The sequence below is a fragment of the Acinetobacter sp. WCHA39 genome (assembly GCF_002165385.1).
Taxonomy (GTDB): domain Bacteria; phylum Pseudomonadota; class Gammaproteobacteria; order Pseudomonadales; family Moraxellaceae; genus Acinetobacter.
On the sequence record NZ_NHRP01000005.1, the window covers coordinates 38,028 to 55,685 of the forward strand.

Below are 17,658 nucleotides of genomic sequence, written 5' to 3' on the forward strand. Positions count from 1 at the left end.
GCGCAAAGCACTCTAACTTGGCGGCATCCTTGCCGCCCTCCACGATCACAGATATTTACTAGACAATAAATATCTAAAGTTAGTTAAATTTTTCCAACTCAATCCATTCTGCTTCTGGAAAATGCTTTGTCAAATAAGCTTTTAAATAATCTGCGGTATCTTTTGAAATAAGTGGATCTTTTGACTCATCCTTTAAGTTATACACCAAAGCATGCAAATTCAAATCACGCTGCTTTAATGCCTCTAAACTCAATAAAGTATGATTGATACTGCCCAAACGTCCTGAAGTCACTAAAATCACAGGAAATTGATGTTGAGCAATATAATCAATGGTCAACAACTCTGTGGTTAAAGGCACCATCAATCCACCAGCACCTTCTAATAGCACCACATCAAAACGCTGAGCAAGCTCTTTAGTTGCAGCTTCGATCTTTGCAAAATCTAAATCACGCCCATCCAAACGCGTGGCTAAATGTGGCGAAGCTGGATAAGTAAAAATTTCAGGCATAGTCAATTTTTCATGATCTTCCTGAAACCAACCACTGCCCATAATTTCACGATGTTTTTCAATGTCTTCAGACACATCGACATTACCAGTTTGCACCAACTTCTGGGTGATAACACGCTGCCCTTGTTCGGTCCAAAGTTTGGCAAGATAACCTGTGGCATAAGTTTTACCAATTTCAGTATCAATACCGCTGACAAAATAAATTGCTGCACTCATGCTATTCTCCGCGCAATCACATAGATCGGGTGATAAGTCAGGCTAAAACCCTGCTCACCATAAAACTGTTGATAATCTAAATAAAACTGCTGCAAGGATTGCTTAGTCCAACGATGCGATTTTGCTGTTGCGGTCACGCCTGTCGCTTTTAAATGCTGCAATACCGATTTTGGATGATCAAAATAAATCTGCTTCACTTCTTGCTCAATGAACAGCACTTCAAAGTTTTGCTGTTCAAGCTGTCGTTTTAAAAACTCTAAGCTAATATAATTTAAGCCTTGCCCTGTCAAGTGCTTAATTTCAGTGAGATTATCTGACCCAAAAGTGGAAAAACCGAAATATGCATTGGGTTTTAAAGCATCATGAATTCGGTGCAATAACGTAGGTAGATCAGTCATCCATTGCAAAGCTGAACTTGAAATCATCGCATCCAATTCTGATGGTAATTCAAGCTGCTCAATATCTCCGATCAACCAAGCTATATTTTCAATCGTTGAAAAATGCTGATCTACATCCTCATAAAGATCATTTAAAAATAGTTGATCAGCTTGAAAATAAGAATGAAATAAGTGAGTTAAATTACCCGAACCGCAGCCAATCTCAAGCACAGAGGCTAAGTTCTGCGGACAATACACTTTAAGGTATTTAAATAATTGTGCACTAATCTGTTTCTGTACCACAGCATGCTCGACATAGCTTTGCCCTGCTTTGGCAAAACGTTGGGCAACCAGTGCTTTATTAATACTCACAAACACTCCACTAGTTGTTGCAATTCATTTTTTTGCACCAAAGAGGTTAATGAAATTCGCAGGCGTGAACTATTTTGTGGCACTGTTGGTGGGCGTACTGGCATAGCATAAAAACCTTGTTGTTGTACATAGCGTGCTTTTTCAATGGCCGCTTGGCTTTCACCTACGATAACTGGAATGATATGACTGCTCGATGGGCTTGAAAAACCTTTTGCAATTACCGCTTGCTGTAAATACTGACTGATCTCGGCCAAGTGCTGACGCTGTTGCTGCATGCTCAATACTTTATTAAAAATAAAATCTGACCATGCCATTGAGATCGGTGGCAATGCGGTACTAAAAATCAATGGACGCATTTTATTGATCAGATAATCACGGATAATCGAATCACAAATGATATAACCGCCCACTGAGGCAATTGCTTTGCCAAAGGTTCCCACCAAGAAATCAATCTGATCCAATACGTCATATTGTTCAGCACAACCCAAACCTTGCTCTCCCCTAACCCCAATCGCATGTGCTTCATCGACATACAACATGGTTTTGGCAAAGCGCTGCTTTAACTGCGCCAATGCAGCTAAATCCGTTTCGTCGCCATCCATACTAAAAATACTTTCAGTCACCACAATAATGCGTTCAACTTGTTCATCTTGATGATACTTTTGCAATAACTGTTCCAGATGCTGCAAATCATTATGGCGATAACGCACATATTGAGCATTCGATAGACGAATACCATCAATCATACTGGCATGTACCAGTTTATCGGCTAGAATCACGGTTTTGCTATCACATAAGGCTGGCAAAATACCGATATTCATGTGGTAGCCGCTATTGAAAAGTAAAGCTGCACGACCAAAGGCTATGCTTAGGCTATTTTCAAATAGTTCATATTCTGCAAAATTACCCGTCAGTAAGCGTGAAGAAGATGAACTAAAGAGCGCTCGTTCAATTTTCAGCGTACCAAGAAATTCTTCTCTTAAATTTAAGTCAGCGGCCAAGCCTAAATAATCATTGGATGCCAGATTCAACATGGTTCGATCTTGAATCGTGATCCATTTTCCCTGCTGTTGATTTACAGTAAATTGACGGAAATTACCTTGCTGTTTAAGGTTGTCAAGCTGCTCAGCATAATGATCAAGCAAGGACATTGGCATTTGCTCCTTGCATATTTTTGACCACTTCACTCATCTGTGCTAATAAATAATGGAGTTCGTCATCTGTGATCACATACGGCGGCATTACATAGACCAATTTTCCAAATGGTCGTACCCAAATACCCCGTTCAACAAACTGTTGCTGCAAGGTTTTCATATCGAGATTGCTGGTTAATTCAACCACACCAATCGCCCCTAAAACCCGTACATCCGCAACATGATCGAGCTGAGCTAAATCCGTTAATTGTTCAGCAAGAATCTTTTCAATTCGTTGAATATTGGCTTGCCAATCTTGCTCAACCAATAGTTGGGTACTTCTTAATGCTACTGCACAGGCCAGCGGATTCGCCATAAAGGTTGGGCCGTGCATAAACACACCCGCTTCACCACGACTAATGCTTTCAGCCACTTGCTTGCTGGTCAAGGTCGCAGACAGCGTCATATAACCGCCCGTTAAACCTTTGCCAATACACATAATATCTGGTTCCACTTGGGCATGTTCCCAAGCAAACATTTTGCCTGTGCGCCCAAAACCCGTGGCAATCTCATCGAAAATTAACAATAAATTGTATTGTTCACATAAAGCCTTGGCTTGGCGTAAATACTCAGGATGATAAAAACGCATGCCACCTGCACCTTGTACAATCGGCTCGATAATCAGTGCTGCAATAGTGTGATGATGCTGTTCAATCTGCTGTTTGAGTTGCTGAATATCGTGTGGATTCCATTCACCATCAAAGCGACTTTGTGGTGCGGGTACAAAAATTCGATTCGGTAAACTTGTACCAAAAATCTGATGCATCCCCGTGACTGGATCACATACCGACATCGCATTCCATGTATCGCCATGATAGCCAGAACGGGTGGTAATAAAATTGGTTTTCGCGGGTTGATTCAACGCAGCCCAATATTGCACGGCCATTTTTAAGGCCACTTCTACAGCAACTGAACCTGAATCTGCATAGAAAATTTTATCTAAACTCGGCGGCGTAATTTTTAATAAGAGTTTACCCAATTCAATTGCAGGTTCATGGGTCAAACCACCAAACATGATATGCGCCATGTTTTGCAATTGGTCAGCAACTGCCTTGTTTAGTTCTGGATGGTTATAGCCATGAATCGCACACCACCATGACGACATGCCATCAACCAAAGTTCGCCCATCTTCTAGTTCGATGGTCGCACCATAGGCACGTTTCACTTTAAAAGTTGGCAGTGGATTTAACATCGAAGTATAGGGATGCCATATATGCTCTAAATCAAATGGGTCTGTCATCCTTTACCTCTGTAAATTCAATATTTAACGATGTGCTGTACAGTGTCATTCCGAGTACTCACCCAATTTCAGGCTAAGCCTTCAGCTGTACTTACTTTTCAAAGATGAAAAGTAAGCAAAAATCTTTTGTTAGGCTGATGGCACATCCTTGATGCCACAGCCTAACGGCGACATCCATGTCGCCTCCACGATAGCGAATATTAAAAGTAAATTTCAATAATGATTAGAACGTTCAATAAATCTCAACAGCTTTTTATCTTAAACTTGTCAAAATCTAAAATAAATTGCGAGAACTCTCAATTCAAGCAAGATTAAACCGTCTATTGAATAAAATCTTCAATTATTTGCACAGTCTGCTCTACCATAAAGCATGGAAAGCCATGTGAAACACCTTCAACAGAAACGATAGATGAATTATTTGCAGCTAAATCTTTAGTTTTTTGCATAACTTGGTAAGGAACTAAAGCATCATACTCGGCAAAGACATGCAACTGCCTACCTTGATAATTTTCATACAACTTAACCAAGTTTAATTGCTCTAGCAACTGTAACCCGTCCCTAAGCAATGCAATCGGTTGTGGACGAATCAATTTCTGCATAGCTATGAAATCTTTCTTTGCAGAACTTGCACCCTGACACACCAATAAACCAAACCGTTTTAGCGTGGTAATGGCATCCTGTTCAAATGATTGTTTAAATTGCATAAAGCTTTCAACAGGCATGGCAGTCATCCAATCTGCTTGAGCAACAAAACATGGATTCGACGCTAAAGTGATTAAAACTTTCTGTTCAGCATATTGTTGTTGTATTTGATTGACCAAGATTGTTGCCAGTTGTCCGCCAAGCGACCATCCAATAATCACATCAAACTTCACGGCAAGTTCGACATGCTGTTGTAAAACGTCATCATTCAAGAGATTAAAAATATTAATCCGCTCAACACTATATCCCTTTTGTTCTAAAGCCTCATGTAATGGCTTTAATAATTCTGCTCCACCGCCCCATCCTGTGATGAGTAGAATCCTATAAGTCACGCACTTGCTCAATTCCAAAAAGTTGAATGCAGTATACTCTCCGATTTATACGAGTCATTATTTTCCTAATCAATTCCTTTCATAATGCTTTGCTCAAAAGACACCATAAAACGGATCAAAATTCTTTAAAGAATTTTCTAACCCATATGATTTCGAAATTTGCTAAAGTAGAGTCTATTACACTTTGAGATCAACATGATGAATACGATAAAGTCCAAAGTTATTATTTTATGCAGTTTGTTTTTTTTACTTGGTATCCCTAGCCTTAGTACAGCGCAAACTTCTATTTTTTCTAAGCAAAATACAGCTCAAAAAGAATGGGTTGGACAGTCTGCACCAGATTTTAAACTACAAGATCAAAGTGGCAAATGGCACACTTTAAACCAATATAAAGGCAAGTGGATTGTACTTTATTTCTACCCTAAAGATGACACTGCGGGATGTACTCAAGAAGCGAATCAATTTAAATCACTTTATCCCCAATTCTTAAAGTCGAATGCAGTAGTTTTGGGTGTTAGCTTAGACGATGTTGCATCACATCAAAAGTTTTCACAAAAGCTCGGTTTACCTTTCCCAATTTTGGCAGATGAAAAAGGCGAACTTGCTGGAAAATTTGGTATTGTCAGAAACCTCGGGATTACAAAAATTGCCAAACGTGAGAGTTTCTTGATTAATCCTCAAAGTGCAATTATGTATCACTACACAAGTGTGAATACGCAAACGCATGCTGATCAAGTATTAAAAGATTTAAAAGAAGCCCAAACTAAAAAATAATTCATAAATAAAAAACTCAGCTTGGTTAGCTGAGTTTTTTATGACAAATAAAGTTTAAATTTGCGATTGAATATAATTTTGCAAACCAATTAATTCAATTAAACGCAATTGTTTTTCTAACCAATACGTATGATCTTCTTCTGTGTCAGAAAGCTGCTGACGCAACATATCACGACTAATGTAATCACCTTTATCTTCACAAAGCTTAATGCCTGTCGCTAGTTTTTCACGCACATGATATTCAAGTGCTAAATCAGCTTTTAAACAACTTACGACATCTGTACCCACATTGATGTCTTCACGATTCATATTCGGTTGAGCACCCAAAAATAAGACACGGCGAATGATTGCATCAGCATGTGAAGCTTCTTCTTGCATTTCATGATCAATACGCTCGTAAATTTTACTTAAGCCCCAATCTTCATACATTCTTGAATGAATTAAATATTGATCACGAGCAGCCAATTCACCGCCAATGAGCATATTTAAATAGTCGATGACTTCTGGATTGCCACGCATAATATTTACTCCTATCGAATAATAATATTATGGTGAACTTAAATCATATTTGCAAAATTAAATTGTGTAAGTTTATGATTTTTATCAAATTAAAATGAGAAACATACGCATTTACAGTTTTAATTCGCCTAATTTATCTAAATAAAAGAAGCATTTGCATATCATTTTAACCTTTTAAAATAGATAATTTTATTGAAAATCATTTGTTTGATTTTTTGTAACGATTCGCAATGCTTCTTATTCCACTGCAATTTTGATCAAGAAAGATTAAAAAATGACTGCTCGGCTGTTGTTTGTTTATACAAAATTCGGTAAATAACATCAATCACAAAAACACAATGCGGAAATAAAATGGATAAAAGTAAGCCAATTCTGGTCACGGGTGCAACGGGTTATATTGCGAGCTGGATTATCGAACGCCTGTTGAATCAGGGTTATAGCGTTCATGCCACGGTTCGAGATCCATCTAAGAAAAATAAAATTCAGCACCTGTATGATCTAGCAGATAAATCATCAGGACAAATCCAGTTTTACCAAGCAGATTTACTCGAACCAAATTCCTTTGATGAAGCTATGCAAGGTTGTGAAGTTGTTATTCATACTGCATCACCTTTTGTAGTCACTAACTATAAAGATGCCGTCAAAGACATTATTGAACCTGCAGTTAAAGGCACAGAAAATGTCTTAGATAGTGTAAATCGTACAGAATCAGTCAAACGTGTGGTTCTCACTTCAAGCATTGCCTCAACCTATGGCGATGCGATTGAGATTCAAAATACCGCGAATAATGAGTTTGATGAAAGCCACTGGAACAATACGAGTAGTGAAACGCACCAACCCTATCCATATTCAAAAGTCGCGGCTGAACGCAAAGCTTGGGAAATGGCCGAGCAACAAAATCGTTGGAGTCTAGTCTGTATTAACCCTGCACTGGTGATGGGGCCATCACTCACTGATGCTAGTCAATCAGGCAGTATCGAAGTATTACAACAATTCGGGAATGGTACGACCTTATTTGGTGTGCCGCCAATGTGGAATGGAATCGTAGATGTTCGTGACGTTGCCGATGCACATGTGGCTGCGGCACTCAATCCAGCAGCAAAAGGGCGCTATATCGTGTGTGGTGGAACTTTAAGCTTACTCGAAATGGGTAAGGCATTAACGCAAAAATTTGGCTACAGATACCCTTTCCCACATTTTACCGTGCCTAAAGCAGCTTTTTCCTTGATCGCACCAGTATTTGGTCATTCACGCCAATTTGTAAAACTCAATATGGGATATCCAATCTACTTTAATTCAAAGCGTAGTGTGAATGAGCTTGGTATTCAATATCGTGATATTCGGGAAAGTGTCTGTGAGCATTTCCAGCAGTTACTTGATGATGGCATTGTTAAAAAATATATTTAACACATTAAAAGGCGGCATCAATATGCCGCCTTTTTCTTCTCAAGGATCAACTTTAAATTAACTTGAGAAGAAAGAAATTAATTTTCATACTGCGCTAAAAATGCCAAAAATTCTTGTTCATTCATCACCCGAATGTCCAGTTTCTGTGCTTTATCTAGCTTACTTCCTGCTTTCTCGCCAGCAACGACACATTTGGTTTTACTGGAAACACTACCACTGACACGTGCACCCAAAGCTTGTAACTTTTGTGTCGCCTCATCACGTCCCATGGTTTCCAGTGTACCCGTCACCACCCAACTCTCACCATTCAATGGTTGACGTGTTGGTGCAGTTGGTGCATCCCAATGAATACCTGCTGCCAATAAACGATCGAGTACTTCAATGTTATGTGGTGCTTGGAAAAAGTCTGCAATCCACTCTGCTGTAATATCACCGACATCTGGCGTTTTCTTAAGTGCTTCAACATCGGCTACTTTCAAAGCATCCAAAGTTTGGAAAGTATTGGCTAACATGCGTGCTGTAGTTTCACCGACACCACGAATACCTAAGCCATAAATAAAACGTGCCAAGGTAGTTTTCTTACTTGCTTCGATTGCATCAATCAGATTTTGAACGGATTTTTCACCCATTTTCTCGATGGTCAATAAGGTGTCACGATGTTCATGCAAATGATAAATATCAGCGACATCTTTGAGTAAATCGAGATGTAATAACGACTCTACCCAACGATCCCCCAAGCCCTCGATATCCAGCGCTTTACGGGATACAAAGTGACGAATGGCTTCAATCCGTTGTGCTGCACAATACAGGCCACCTGAACAACGTGCCAATGCCTCACCTTCTGGCATCACTACAGGTGAATCACAGACTGGACAATTGGTCGGAAGATGAACCATCTCTGCATCGGCAGGTCGAAACTCAGCCCAAACTTTTTCAACTTTTGGAATCACATCGCCAGTACGATAGACGCTGACAGTATCGCCTACACGTACATCTAAACGATGGATTTCACCAATATTGTGTAAAGTCACATTGGATACGGTAACGCCTCCCACAAATACAGGGGCTAAACGCGCAACTGGGGTAAGTGTTCCAGTACGTCCCACTTGCCAGTCAATATTCTCAACTTTGGTTAAAGCGGCTTGTGCTGGGAATTTATAAGCTGTTGCCCAACGAGGTTCACGACTCAGGAAGCCGAGTTGTTGTTGTTGTTTAAGGCTGTCCACCTTAATCACCATACCATCAATTTCGACTTTAAGATCTGGGCGCTCTTGTTGGATTTGTTCATAACGCTGTTGAACTTCTTCAATCGAAGCACACAAGAATTGACGTTCAGCAATTTCAAAACCAAATTTGGTCAGCCAATGCAAACTATCGTGCATCGTAGCCAAACCATGATTTGGGACACACTGCGCAATCCCATAAGCATAGAACGCCAATGGACGTGAGGCTGCGATATTTGGATCAAGCTGCCTTAGACTTCCTGCTGCGGCATTCCGTGGATTCGCAAAAGTCTTCTCGCCTTTCGCTTCTTGATCGGCATTGAGTTTTTCAAAGCCTTGCTTTGGCATCAGCACTTCACCACGCACCTCAAGAAACTCTGGAATGGTTTGATGCTGACTGGATAATACTTTGGGCAGGTTACGAATGGTTTTAACATTTTGAGTAATGTCTTCACCTGTCTCACCATCGCCACGAGTGACCCCACGAACCAATACACCATTTTCATACCACAAGGAAATCGCCAAACCGTCAAGCTTGAGTTCAACTTCATATTGAACTTTTTGATTAGGTAAACGCTCATCAATACGGCGAGCAAAAGCAAACAAGTCTTCCTGATTAAAGACATTACCTAAAGACAGCATCGGCACTGCATGAGTCACGCTTTCAAATTTTGACAACGCTTGACCACCGACTTTATTGGTCGGGGTATCTGCCTGAATACATTCTGGATGTTGTTGTTCTAAGGCTTTCAGTTGATGAAATAAATGGTCATATTCACTATCAGAAATGGAAGGTTGATCCATCACATAATAAGCATGATTATGTTTTGCAATCAGTTGAATTAACTGACGCATTTGCTCAATAACCGAGTTGTGTTCCATTTAAATTTCACCATATAAAAGGGCGGAAAAACCGCCCTATAATTTTTACTAAATTTATTATAAAAGATTCATTAGACGGTTGCTTGATTTGGACGATAATCAATCACATGATGACGCCAATGTTCTTTCAACTGCGGCGTGAATTCAAGATTGTTTTCATCGTAAACTTTACCATCAATCTCACGCGCAATTAAGCCTGCGATACTGGTCATCATGTCATAGCCTGTCACGGCCTTGCTATTTGGCAAGGCAAGGAAGAAAGCTAATCCCTGTACTTGTTCTCCCGACAAACTTTCCAAATCAAAACCAGCAGGTCCATGATCCGTCACACGCAATACCGAAAACATGAGGGCACTTGGCTCATCGGTATTTTCATAACGATGGAAGCAAGACATCTCTCCAAAACGCAGACCGTATTTCAACAATACTTTGAGAGCTTTATCACCAGACAAAGCACGGCGTGGGTTTGGATAAACATTAAGGGCAATGATCTGTTCAGCAGTCGCCAATGCACTTTCATCATCACAGCGTTGCTGCTCATGCAGATGCACATCCAGAATATTGCTTTCACCATCAAATTCTTCAATTTCAACAGTTGCAATATTTGGGTTTAAGCTAAGCTCTGTTTCAGCTTTCTCATCCTCAGCTTTTTCTGGCGTTGCTAAAAGTGCTTCAACTTCATCTTGAGACTGCGATTCAGGAATTGTCTCTTGTTTATTTGCACTCCTAGTGAACTCAACGACTGGCTCAGGTTCAATCACAACATCAGTTTCACTCGCTTTTACAATATTTTTTGCAGCAGTTGTTTCAACTGGCGCTTTTGCTTCAATCGGTGCCGTGTTAAAACTTGGTTCAACGCGTTCAACTGTAGCGGCGACATTGCTTTGTAGGAGTTGATCTCGCACATGACGAGGAATCACAGGTTGCTGACTTTCAGGGTTAACATGAAGATCTGCTTCTAATGAAGGCTCAACTGGTTTTGGTTTTCTTAAAATCATGATCAAACCAACGAGCATAATCACAACGGCGATAACAATGCCTATTATTGTATTCATTTCCATATTAGGACTCCGCAACTAACCCGTATTCTTTTGCCTGTTCTAAATCGACAGTCACTAATTTTGATGTGCCCGGCTCTGGCATGGTCACTCCCAGTAAATCAGTTGCCATTGTCATCGCCAATTTGTTATGTGTAATGTAAATGAATTGCACTTGTTCAGAAAGCTCTTTTACCAAATTACAATACCGCTGTACGTTGGCATCATCAAGTGGTGCATCAACTTCATCTAATACACAGAAAGGTGCTGGATTTAACCTAAAGATCGCAAATACTAAAGCCAGAGCAGTTAAGGTCTTTTCACCACCTGACAATAATGCCAGAGAACTGTTACGTTTACCTGGCGGACGTGCCATCAGTTTTACCCCAGACTGCCAATCATCTTCAAGGCTTAAAGTCGCTTCACCACCACCAAATACCTTTGGAAATAGCAGTTGTAACTCTTGATTAACCTGATCAAAAGTGGTCATAAACAACTTACGCGTTTCCTGATCAATACTTTTCATCGCATCTTTAAGCTGATCAACCGTATTTTGTAGATCCTGCATCTGATGACTCAGCTCATCAAAACGCTGTGACACTTCTTCGTATTCTTGTGAAGCCGCTAAATTCACAGCACCGATTTTCTCGAATTGCTGCTGCGCTTTTTCCAGTTTTTGCTGATGATCTTTCATTTCTATCGACAGATCAGATAAAGCTTCCGCATTTAATTCTTTCAGCTGTTCCAGATAATGTTCACGATCTGATTTAGCAGCTTGCCAAGCCAAACGCTTTTGCTCTAACTGCTCACGCACCTGCTCGTCTTTCTGTTGAGCTTGATGACGTTGTTCCGTGAGTTGTTGCTGTTTCTCTTGGACTTGATTGAGTTCAAGTTGCCACTCATTCCAATTTTTTTGCAGCTTTTCTGTTTGCTGAAATTGCTCGTGAAATTCAGACTCCAAGTTCGGCAGCTCAAGCTGAATCGGATCAACAAACTTCTTGGCCTGCTCAATTTGTTCGATGATTTGACGATATTGTGTTTTCAGGAACGAGATATCTTTTTCCAATAGCTCAATTTGCTGATTGGCTTGCGAGGTCTGGCGGCGTAAAGCTTCACGCTGCTGTTGTTGTTGAGTCAACTGCTGTTGTTGCTCATCCAACTGCTCATTCAAGTTTTCCACCTGAAACTGCAAGGTTTTATAATTTGGCAATACTGCTTCGAGTTTGAGTGCCAATGCATGTAAGTCAATTTCCAGATCATCACGCTGCATGGCATCTTCTTCAAGCTGCACATCCAGTTGTTTAAGTTGCTCTGTCAGTTGCTGCTGTTGCAGCACAAAAGCCTGTGCGGTACTTTGTAGCTTGGCAATCTGCACATCCAGTTGCTGCAACTCTTTTTGCTTTTGTTTCACACTTTGCTGCTGTTGCTGCAAGATTTGTTGTTGCTGTTGCAGGCTTTGCTGTTGTTGGAAAAACTGGTTTTCCAAATCAAGCAACTGGGGTTGTTTCTGCGCCAGCTGCTGTTGAATTTCCTCTAAACGCACCTGATGACTGAGCATCCCCTGCGCAGTTTGACTGTCTTCATCATAGTGCAGTGCAATCACCCAGTCTGAGCCGACATGATAACCATCAAGCGTCAGAATAGATTGTGCTTGCTGGAGATCCGCTTGATATCGCAAAGCTGTAGCTAAATCTTCTGCAACGGCGACATTTGTCCATAAAGAAGATTGTGGTGCCTCGATCCATTCACTCAAACAAGTCAGCTCTGCAACTTGAATAGGCTGCTGTCGTGATGATTTTAACTGCCGTGCGATACCCTCTTGGAAGGCTTGCTCATTCCCAATCAACTGCGCTTGCAGCCACTTAGCTAAGAACTTCTCAATAATGCTAGCATGCGCTTTAGCTTGAGCGCTTAAACGTAGGCTTTGCATCAATCGAACTGCATGTTGATCCTGCTTCGGGCTTTGCTTTGCGACAAACTGATTCAGGTTTTTTTGTTCAGCCAATAAAACCTGAATTTCAGTTTTCAGGCTTTGCAGATCTATTTTGTTCGACTGTTGTTGATCTTGCTTAGTCTGAACATCCTGCTGTAATTGTTCAATCGTAGTTTCTAACGCAATAATTTCCTGTTGCAGTTGCTGTTGCAATTGTTCTAACTGCGCCTGTTCATCATCCTGAACCTGAGCACGAATCTGAGTGGTTTGTGTTTGCAAAGTCTGCTTTTGCTGCTCAATCCGTAGCACATTCTTACCCAACTGCTCAATTTGCGCTGCCATCTGCAATTTTTTTTGTTGTTGCTGATCGACTTGGATTTTCAGTTGTTCAAATTGCTGTTGTGCTTGCTTATGTTGTGCTTGAACATCGCTAAAATTTTGCTCAGCCGTTTGTGTCTGCTGTTCTAAAGCAAGTAAGCTTTCGTTTTGCTCATCAAATTGAGTTGTTAAAGTTTCGACCTGTAACTCTGATAATTGTAAACGCTCTTTGGTTTGTAATTTTTGCTGTTCAAGTTGAACCAAACTACTGCTGTTTTGCTGGAATAAACTCTGTTTTTGTTCCAAGGTCATTTTTAATTCAGACAGTTTTTTCTCAGCCTGTTGCCATTCATGCTGTAAAGGCGAAGACTGCTGAATTAAACGCTGGAATAAAGCACTGGTGGCTTCAAGATCATGTTCAATGGTTTGAGATTCAGAACGAACCAGTTTAAAATTTTCGCCCAGTGCAGTCATTTCAACCGTATATTCTTGCTGTAATTTCTGACTTTGATTCGCTTGGAACGAAAGGATTTCAATTTTTAAAGTTCGAATTTGCTCTTCTAAGGTCTTATATTGAATTGCGGCTTCAGACTGGCGCTTTAAACTTCTAAGTTGGGATTTTAATTCAGCAGCTATATCTTCTAAACGCGCTAAGTTTTGCTCAGTATGTTCTAAATGCTGCAAAGTCTCACGACGACGTGCTTGATAGCGAGATACGCCAGCAGCTTCTTCAATAAACACTCGCATTTCTTCAGGTTTAGCATCAACCAAACGATTGATCATACCCTGTTCAATGACTGCATAAGAACGTGGTCCTAGACCCGTTCCTAGAAAAATATCGGTGATATCACGACGACGACAACGCGTGCCATTTAAGAAATATTCAGACTTACCTTCACGTGTAACTTGGCGACGGACGGCCAGCTCGCTATAAGCATTATAAGCACCGCCTAATTTACCATAAGTATTATCAAAACGAAGTTCGACACTGGCAACCCCGACAGGTTTACGTTTGGCTGTTCCGGTAAAAATGACATCCTGCATACTACCGCCGCGCAACTGACGTGCATTGGATTCACCCATCACCCAACGAATAGCATCGATGACATTTGATTTACCGCAACCGTTCGGTCCAACCACCGCAGTACGGTTTGCTTTGAAATGTAATGTAGTACTATCGGCAAAAGATTTAAAGCCTGAAAGTTTTAAACTGCTTAAACGCATACTGCCCTAACTAGCGGCGTGAGCGTCTAGCCCAAGCCAATTCAATCTGTTTCATACGTGTCAGAGATTCCAACACAAGGTTACGTAAGTGTCGACAAAAATCTTCCATAAATAAAGCGGCTTGTTGTGATTTTCGGATCAAAATAGCATCAATCACTAACTTAAACAGAGTAAAAGATTCCTGTAATTCACGACGTGAAGTATTTAAGGTTAAAAAGTAGCTACGACGTAACGAAGGCAACAGTTCTTTATAAAATTGCATTAAATAGGGATTGGCCACCATATCATGCTGATCTGCTAAATATTTAAAAATCGAATCGTAGAATTTTTCAATGTCCCCAGCACGTACAAATTCAACCAGTTGATCTAATAAGGTCTGTAGCTGTTCAGCCTCGTTAACTCTCCAAGTCTCACTAATTCGTTGCACAATATGCCCAAGTACCATGACATTGGTATCAAACAAAGCTTTAACTTGTTGAGCTGACATTTCAGAAACAATTGCACCACGTCTTGGGAAAATTTCAATTAAATAAGTACGTTCTAGTAGTAGTAAAGCTTCACGAACAGAACCTCGACTCACATCTAATTCTTTCGCAATACGTAGCTCTTGAATACGCTCTCCCTCAACCAGCTCACCACTAATAATTTGTTCACTAATATATTTTGCAATCTGTTCAGAAAGACTATCAGCCTCTTCGAGATTCATGATCCCCTCGCTATCGTTGTTATACGCATATTCCAATGCTATTTGCGCTTTTTTGTTTTAACTGATCTCACTGCATAAATTCTATATCATTGTCTAACAATTTTATTGCTTTTTAAGTCAATCGAAAGATAAAAACAATATTTTAAGGAAATATTTGGTTAAAAATTTAAATTTCTTATGTTTAAGATCAATGAGTTAAGCTTACGAAATTGAGCTAACCGAATATCTGAAAATTAATTTATTTATCAAAAATTTATTGATATTAATCACATAAAATAATATATTCCACAAATAAAAGCACGTTTTTATTAATTTTACTGAATTGCTCAGCAATTATGAGTAGCATTATGGGTCTTGATCAAGCTGTTAATATCGCAATTTTTGGGCTCAGTCTCAGAACATTGAATGAATTAAAAGAACATATACAAAATGCTATTCCTAGTCATATCCAAGTCAATTGGAGCAATATTGCTGAACCACATCTCGATATTTTGATGATCAATCATATCTTTTTTGATTCACCGAATATCACAAGCTTAATCCAAAATAACCATATTAATGTTCTACAAATTGCCAATAATCCTGATAAAAATAGTTCAATCGAAGATGACACTCTATATCTACCATTGAATCATCTTCACTCACTACATCAATGGCTAAATGAGCGCTTAGCTAAAAATGCTGCGATAGAGAAAGTATCCCCACCTCAAGCAACGAATACTACAATTCATCGGAAACAAATCGGGGAAGTTCTACAACAAATCCTCAATCCTAAAAATGGCAAAATTCAGTTGTTTGATCACAATGGTTTAATTGCAATTGCAGACCCTCGTAACGAATGGGTTTGGCAAAATCCGATGCTACAAACATTACATACAGATCCAAGCTTAAATTACACCTACGCCACACAAAATGACCAACTTTGGATCACAGAGACTCCACAACAAGATTTAAAACAATGGTTATGGAATTTACTTTGGGCATCAAAAGATTTTAATGAACTTTGCCCCCCCTCTGCATCAAGTTTCTATTTAGAGATTTGGCCACAACCAATAAATAAAATTGAGCGCCAAGATATTTTACGTATGGCTGCTTGTTTTGCTAAAGGGGCTGAAATTTCAGTTGTAGCCAGCCAATTAAAATTACCTGAACAGCGTGTCAAACAATTTGTTGCAGCAAGTTTAGGTGCAAATTACGGCAAAATTATCAAAGATCATCAAGCCAACTATCATCCGCAAAATAATCAAAATATGACTGAACAAAATTTCATGAAAAAATTGTTTGGTCGATTACGTAACCGTTTAGGCTTCTAACCTAGGATAACTCTATGATTATACAACAATATAAAATTGTCTTTGGTGGAACTATGGGGTCAGGTAAATCCAGTGCGATAAAGGCCCTCTCGGAAATTGATGTACTCAGCACCGAGGCTTTAAATACTGATCTTGAATCGCATGAAAAAATGCTCACCACTGTCGGTATCGATTATGGTGAGATTACTTTAGATGATGGCGTCAAAGTCGGGTTATACGGGACGCCTGGACAAGAACGTTTTGAGTTTATTTGGGCTGTAATTTGCAAAGGTGCAATTGGTACGATTGTCATGATTGACCACGCCACAGAAAATCCACTACTCGATCTAGCTCAGTATGTAGAAGCGTTCAAACCATTTGGCGATAATATTGTGATTGCGATTACTCATATTGATCAAAAACCAGAAAGAACGCTTTCGATGTACCGAGATTGGCTTGCAACACAAGGCGTTAATTATCCTCTGTTTTTCATCGATGCACGGCAACAGGATGATGTTTTGCTATTGGTAGAGACGCTGATCGCAAATATTGAAGTACATTATGGGCTGATAACTTAAATTAAACCTTTATAAATAAAGTAGCAGCCAACAACAACTAATAAGCCTGCAAAAGATTTTTTTAACATCGCAGATGATAAGCGATGTGCTACTTTTGCTCCCAGTTTAGCGGTAATAAAGCTCATTGAGCTAATACCAAGAAAAGCATAAATATGAACATAACCAATCGTATTTGGCACATTAATTTGTTCTTTTGCACCAAACCACATAAATCCGATTGCACCAGCAATCGCAATCGGCAATCCACACGCCGCTGAAGTTGCCACCGCCTTTTGCATCACCACACCATGACGGTTCAAATAAGGTACCGTTAGGCTACCACCACCGATCCCAAATATCGCAGATGCCACCCCAATTCCACCACCAGCAATAAACTGTAATGGTGCAGATGGTAAGTGGCGATTTGGATCAATAACAGCATGCGCTCCGCTAAACATTTTATAAGACATCCACACTGCAAATACACCAATAATTAACTGTAAATGCTGCCCAGAGAGTAAATCCGCCACACCTGCACCGAAGAAAGACCCCAAAACCAAACCTGGTGCTAAATTACGAAATACATTCCACAAGACAGCGCCTTTTTTATGGTGAGCAGTCACAGAACTAATTGATGTTACAATAATTGTAGCTAGAGATGTCCCCACAGCTATATGCATGATCACATTCGGGTCATAATGCATTTGAGTAAAGACAATATATAAAATTGGTACAATAATTAATCCACCGCCAACACCAAACAAACCTGCAGTAAATCCAGCAATTGCGCCAATCAGCAAATATATGATTAACTCCATAAACACATGACCACTCTACTTATAAAAC

The 17,658-nt window shown here is 39.9% G+C and carries 15 protein-coding genes; 4 read left to right on the plus strand and 11 right to left on the minus strand.

What is annotated here, in order from left to right; genetic code table 11:
- Positions 1-79: 79 nt before the first annotated feature.
- The 5 genes from bioD to CDG56_RS03910 all read right to left on the minus strand — a co-directional run bounded on the left by bioD (position 80) and on the right by CDG56_RS03910 (position 4,940).
- A complete protein-coding gene (gene bioD, locus CDG56_RS03890) occupies positions 80-724 on the minus strand; it encodes a dethiobiotin synthase (protein WP_087546989.1) in 645 nt (214 codons plus the stop codon).
- The gene (bioC, locus tag CDG56_RS03895) at positions 721-1,473 is read right to left on the minus strand and encodes a malonyl-ACP O-methyltransferase BioC (protein WP_087546990.1); all 753 of its coding nucleotides are present in this window, start codon (positions 1,471-1,473) and stop codon (positions 721-723) included. The genes bioD and bioC overlap by 4 nt, the downstream gene beginning before the upstream one ends.
- On the minus strand, positions 1,470-2,624 hold the full coding sequence (locus CDG56_RS03900) for an 8-amino-7-oxononanoate synthase (protein ID WP_087546991.1): 1,155 nt from the start codon (positions 2,622-2,624) through the stop codon (positions 1,470-1,472). The genes bioC and CDG56_RS03900 overlap by 4 nt, the downstream gene beginning before the upstream one ends.
- A complete protein-coding gene (bioA, locus tag CDG56_RS03905; RefSeq protein WP_087546992.1) occupies positions 2,611-3,906 on the minus strand; it encodes an adenosylmethionine--8-amino-7-oxononanoate transaminase in 1,296 nt (431 codons plus the stop codon). The genes CDG56_RS03900 and bioA overlap by 14 nt, the downstream gene beginning before the upstream one ends.
- 320 nt (positions 3,907-4,226) lie before the next feature.
- Positions 4,227-4,940 (minus strand): hydrolase, encoded by a 714-nt coding sequence (locus tag CDG56_RS03910; protein ID WP_087546993.1) that lies wholly within the window; start codon positions 4,938-4,940, stop codon positions 4,227-4,229.
- Between the two features lie 195 nt (positions 4,941-5,135).
- Between CDG56_RS03910 and CDG56_RS03915 the strand changes: the two genes are divergently transcribed.
- Entirely contained in the window at positions 5,136-5,714 is a 579-nt protein-coding gene (locus CDG56_RS03915; protein WP_087546994.1) for a peroxiredoxin, read from the plus strand.
- A gap of 54 nt (positions 5,715-5,768) precedes the next feature.
- Here CDG56_RS03915 and ftn read toward each other — a convergent pair whose 3' ends face one another.
- Positions 5,769-6,233: a heteropolymeric bacterioferritin subunit Ftn gene (gene ftn, locus CDG56_RS03920; protein ID WP_005158484.1), complete on the minus strand. Its 465-nt coding sequence runs from the start codon at positions 6,231-6,233 to the stop codon at positions 5,769-5,771.
- Positions 6,234-6,584: 351 nt separating this feature from the next.
- Between ftn and CDG56_RS03925 the strand changes: the two genes are divergently transcribed.
- Positions 6,585-7,640, plus strand: a complete 1,056-nt coding sequence (locus tag CDG56_RS03925; RefSeq protein ID WP_087546995.1) for an SDR family oxidoreductase — start codon at positions 6,585-6,587, stop codon at positions 7,638-7,640.
- A gap of 77 nt (positions 7,641-7,717) precedes the next feature.
- On the opposite strand, the gene ligA is transcribed toward CDG56_RS03925, so the two are convergent.
- From ligA to CDG56_RS03945, 4 genes are all read right to left on the minus strand, one after another.
- Positions 7,718-9,745 carry an NAD-dependent DNA ligase LigA gene (gene ligA / locus CDG56_RS03930; protein ID WP_087546996.1) on the minus strand — a complete coding sequence of 676 codons (2,028 nt, stop codon included), beginning with the start codon at positions 9,743-9,745 and terminating at the stop codon, positions 7,718-7,720.
- A gap of 71 nt (positions 9,746-9,816) precedes the next feature.
- Positions 9,817-10,806, minus strand: coding sequence for a cell division protein ZipA C-terminal FtsZ-binding domain-containing protein (locus CDG56_RS03935; RefSeq protein WP_087546997.1), 990 nt, complete (start codon positions 10,804-10,806; stop codon positions 9,817-9,819).
- A 1-nt stretch (position 10,807) separates the two neighbouring features.
- The gene (smc, locus tag CDG56_RS03940) at positions 10,808-14,257 is read right to left on the minus strand and encodes a chromosome segregation protein SMC (RefSeq protein WP_087546998.1); all 3,450 of its coding nucleotides are present in this window, start codon (positions 14,255-14,257) and stop codon (positions 10,808-10,810) included.
- 10 nt (positions 14,258-14,267) lie between these two features.
- Positions 14,268-14,963 carry a GntR family transcriptional regulator gene (locus tag CDG56_RS03945; protein WP_004663651.1) on the minus strand — a complete coding sequence of 232 codons (696 nt, stop codon included), beginning with the start codon at positions 14,961-14,963 and terminating at the stop codon, positions 14,268-14,270.
- 347 nt (positions 14,964-15,310) lie between these two features.
- Between CDG56_RS03945 and CDG56_RS03950 the strand changes: the two genes are divergently transcribed.
- Together CDG56_RS03950 and CDG56_RS03955 are read left to right on the plus strand one after the other, a co-directional pair.
- Positions 15,311-16,276 (plus strand): hypothetical protein, encoded by a 966-nt coding sequence (locus tag CDG56_RS03950; RefSeq protein ID WP_087546999.1) that lies wholly within the window; start codon positions 15,311-15,313, stop codon positions 16,274-16,276.
- A gap of 14 nt (positions 16,277-16,290) precedes the next feature.
- Positions 16,291-16,833 carry a GTP-binding protein gene (locus tag CDG56_RS03955; protein ID WP_087547000.1) on the plus strand — a complete coding sequence of 181 codons (543 nt, stop codon included), beginning with the start codon at positions 16,291-16,293 and terminating at the stop codon, positions 16,831-16,833.
- Here the strand turns inward: CDG56_RS03955 and CDG56_RS03960 are convergent.
- Positions 16,830-17,630 carry a sulfite exporter TauE/SafE family protein gene (locus tag CDG56_RS03960; RefSeq protein ID WP_087547001.1) on the minus strand — a complete coding sequence of 267 codons (801 nt, stop codon included), beginning with the start codon at positions 17,628-17,630 and terminating at the stop codon, positions 16,830-16,832. The two genes, CDG56_RS03955 and CDG56_RS03960, sit on opposite strands and share 4 nt — an antisense overlap.
- Positions 17,631-17,658 lie beyond the last annotated feature (28 nt).

Bases quoted from the DNA above. Each gene is read 5' to 3' on its own strand.
- CDG56_RS03960 (WP_087547001.1), bottom strand. From the start codon at position 17,630: ATGGAGTTAATCATATATTTGCTGATTGGCGCAATTGCTGGATTTACT.
- CDG56_RS03935 (WP_087546997.1), bottom strand. From the start codon at position 10,806: ATGGAAATGAATACAATAATAGGCATTGTTATCGCCGTTGTGATTATG.
- CDG56_RS03950 (WP_087546999.1), top strand. From the start codon at position 15,311: ATGGGTCTTGATCAAGCTGTTAATATCGCAATTTTTGGGCTCAGTCTC.
- smc (WP_087546998.1), bottom strand. From the start codon at position 14,257: ATGCGTTTAAGCAGTTTAAAACTTTCAGGCTTTAAATCTTTTGCCGAT.
- bioA (WP_087546992.1), bottom strand. From the start codon at position 3,906: ATGACAGACCCATTTGATTTAGAGCATATATGGCATCCCTATACTTCG.
- bioD (WP_087546989.1), bottom strand. From the start codon at position 724: ATGAGTGCAGCAATTTATTTTGTCAGCGGTATTGATACTGAAATTGGT.
- CDG56_RS03955 (WP_087547000.1), top strand. From the start codon at position 16,291: ATGATTATACAACAATATAAAATTGTCTTTGGTGGAACTATGGGGTCA.
- CDG56_RS03915 (WP_087546994.1), top strand. From the start codon at position 5,136: ATGATGAATACGATAAAGTCCAAAGTTATTATTTTATGCAGTTTGTTT.
- CDG56_RS03945 (WP_004663651.1), bottom strand. From the start codon at position 14,963: ATGAATCTCGAAGAGGCTGATAGTCTTTCTGAACAGATTGCAAAATAT.
- ligA (WP_087546996.1), bottom strand. From the start codon at position 9,745: ATGGAACACAACTCGGTTATTGAGCAAATGCGTCAGTTAATTCAACTG.
- CDG56_RS03900 (WP_087546991.1), bottom strand. From the start codon at position 2,624: ATGTCCTTGCTTGATCATTATGCTGAGCAGCTTGACAACCTTAAACAG.
- ftn (WP_005158484.1), bottom strand. From the start codon at position 6,233: ATGCGTGGCAATCCAGAAGTCATCGACTATTTAAATATGCTCATTGGC.
- CDG56_RS03925 (WP_087546995.1), top strand. From the start codon at position 6,585: ATGGATAAAAGTAAGCCAATTCTGGTCACGGGTGCAACGGGTTATATT.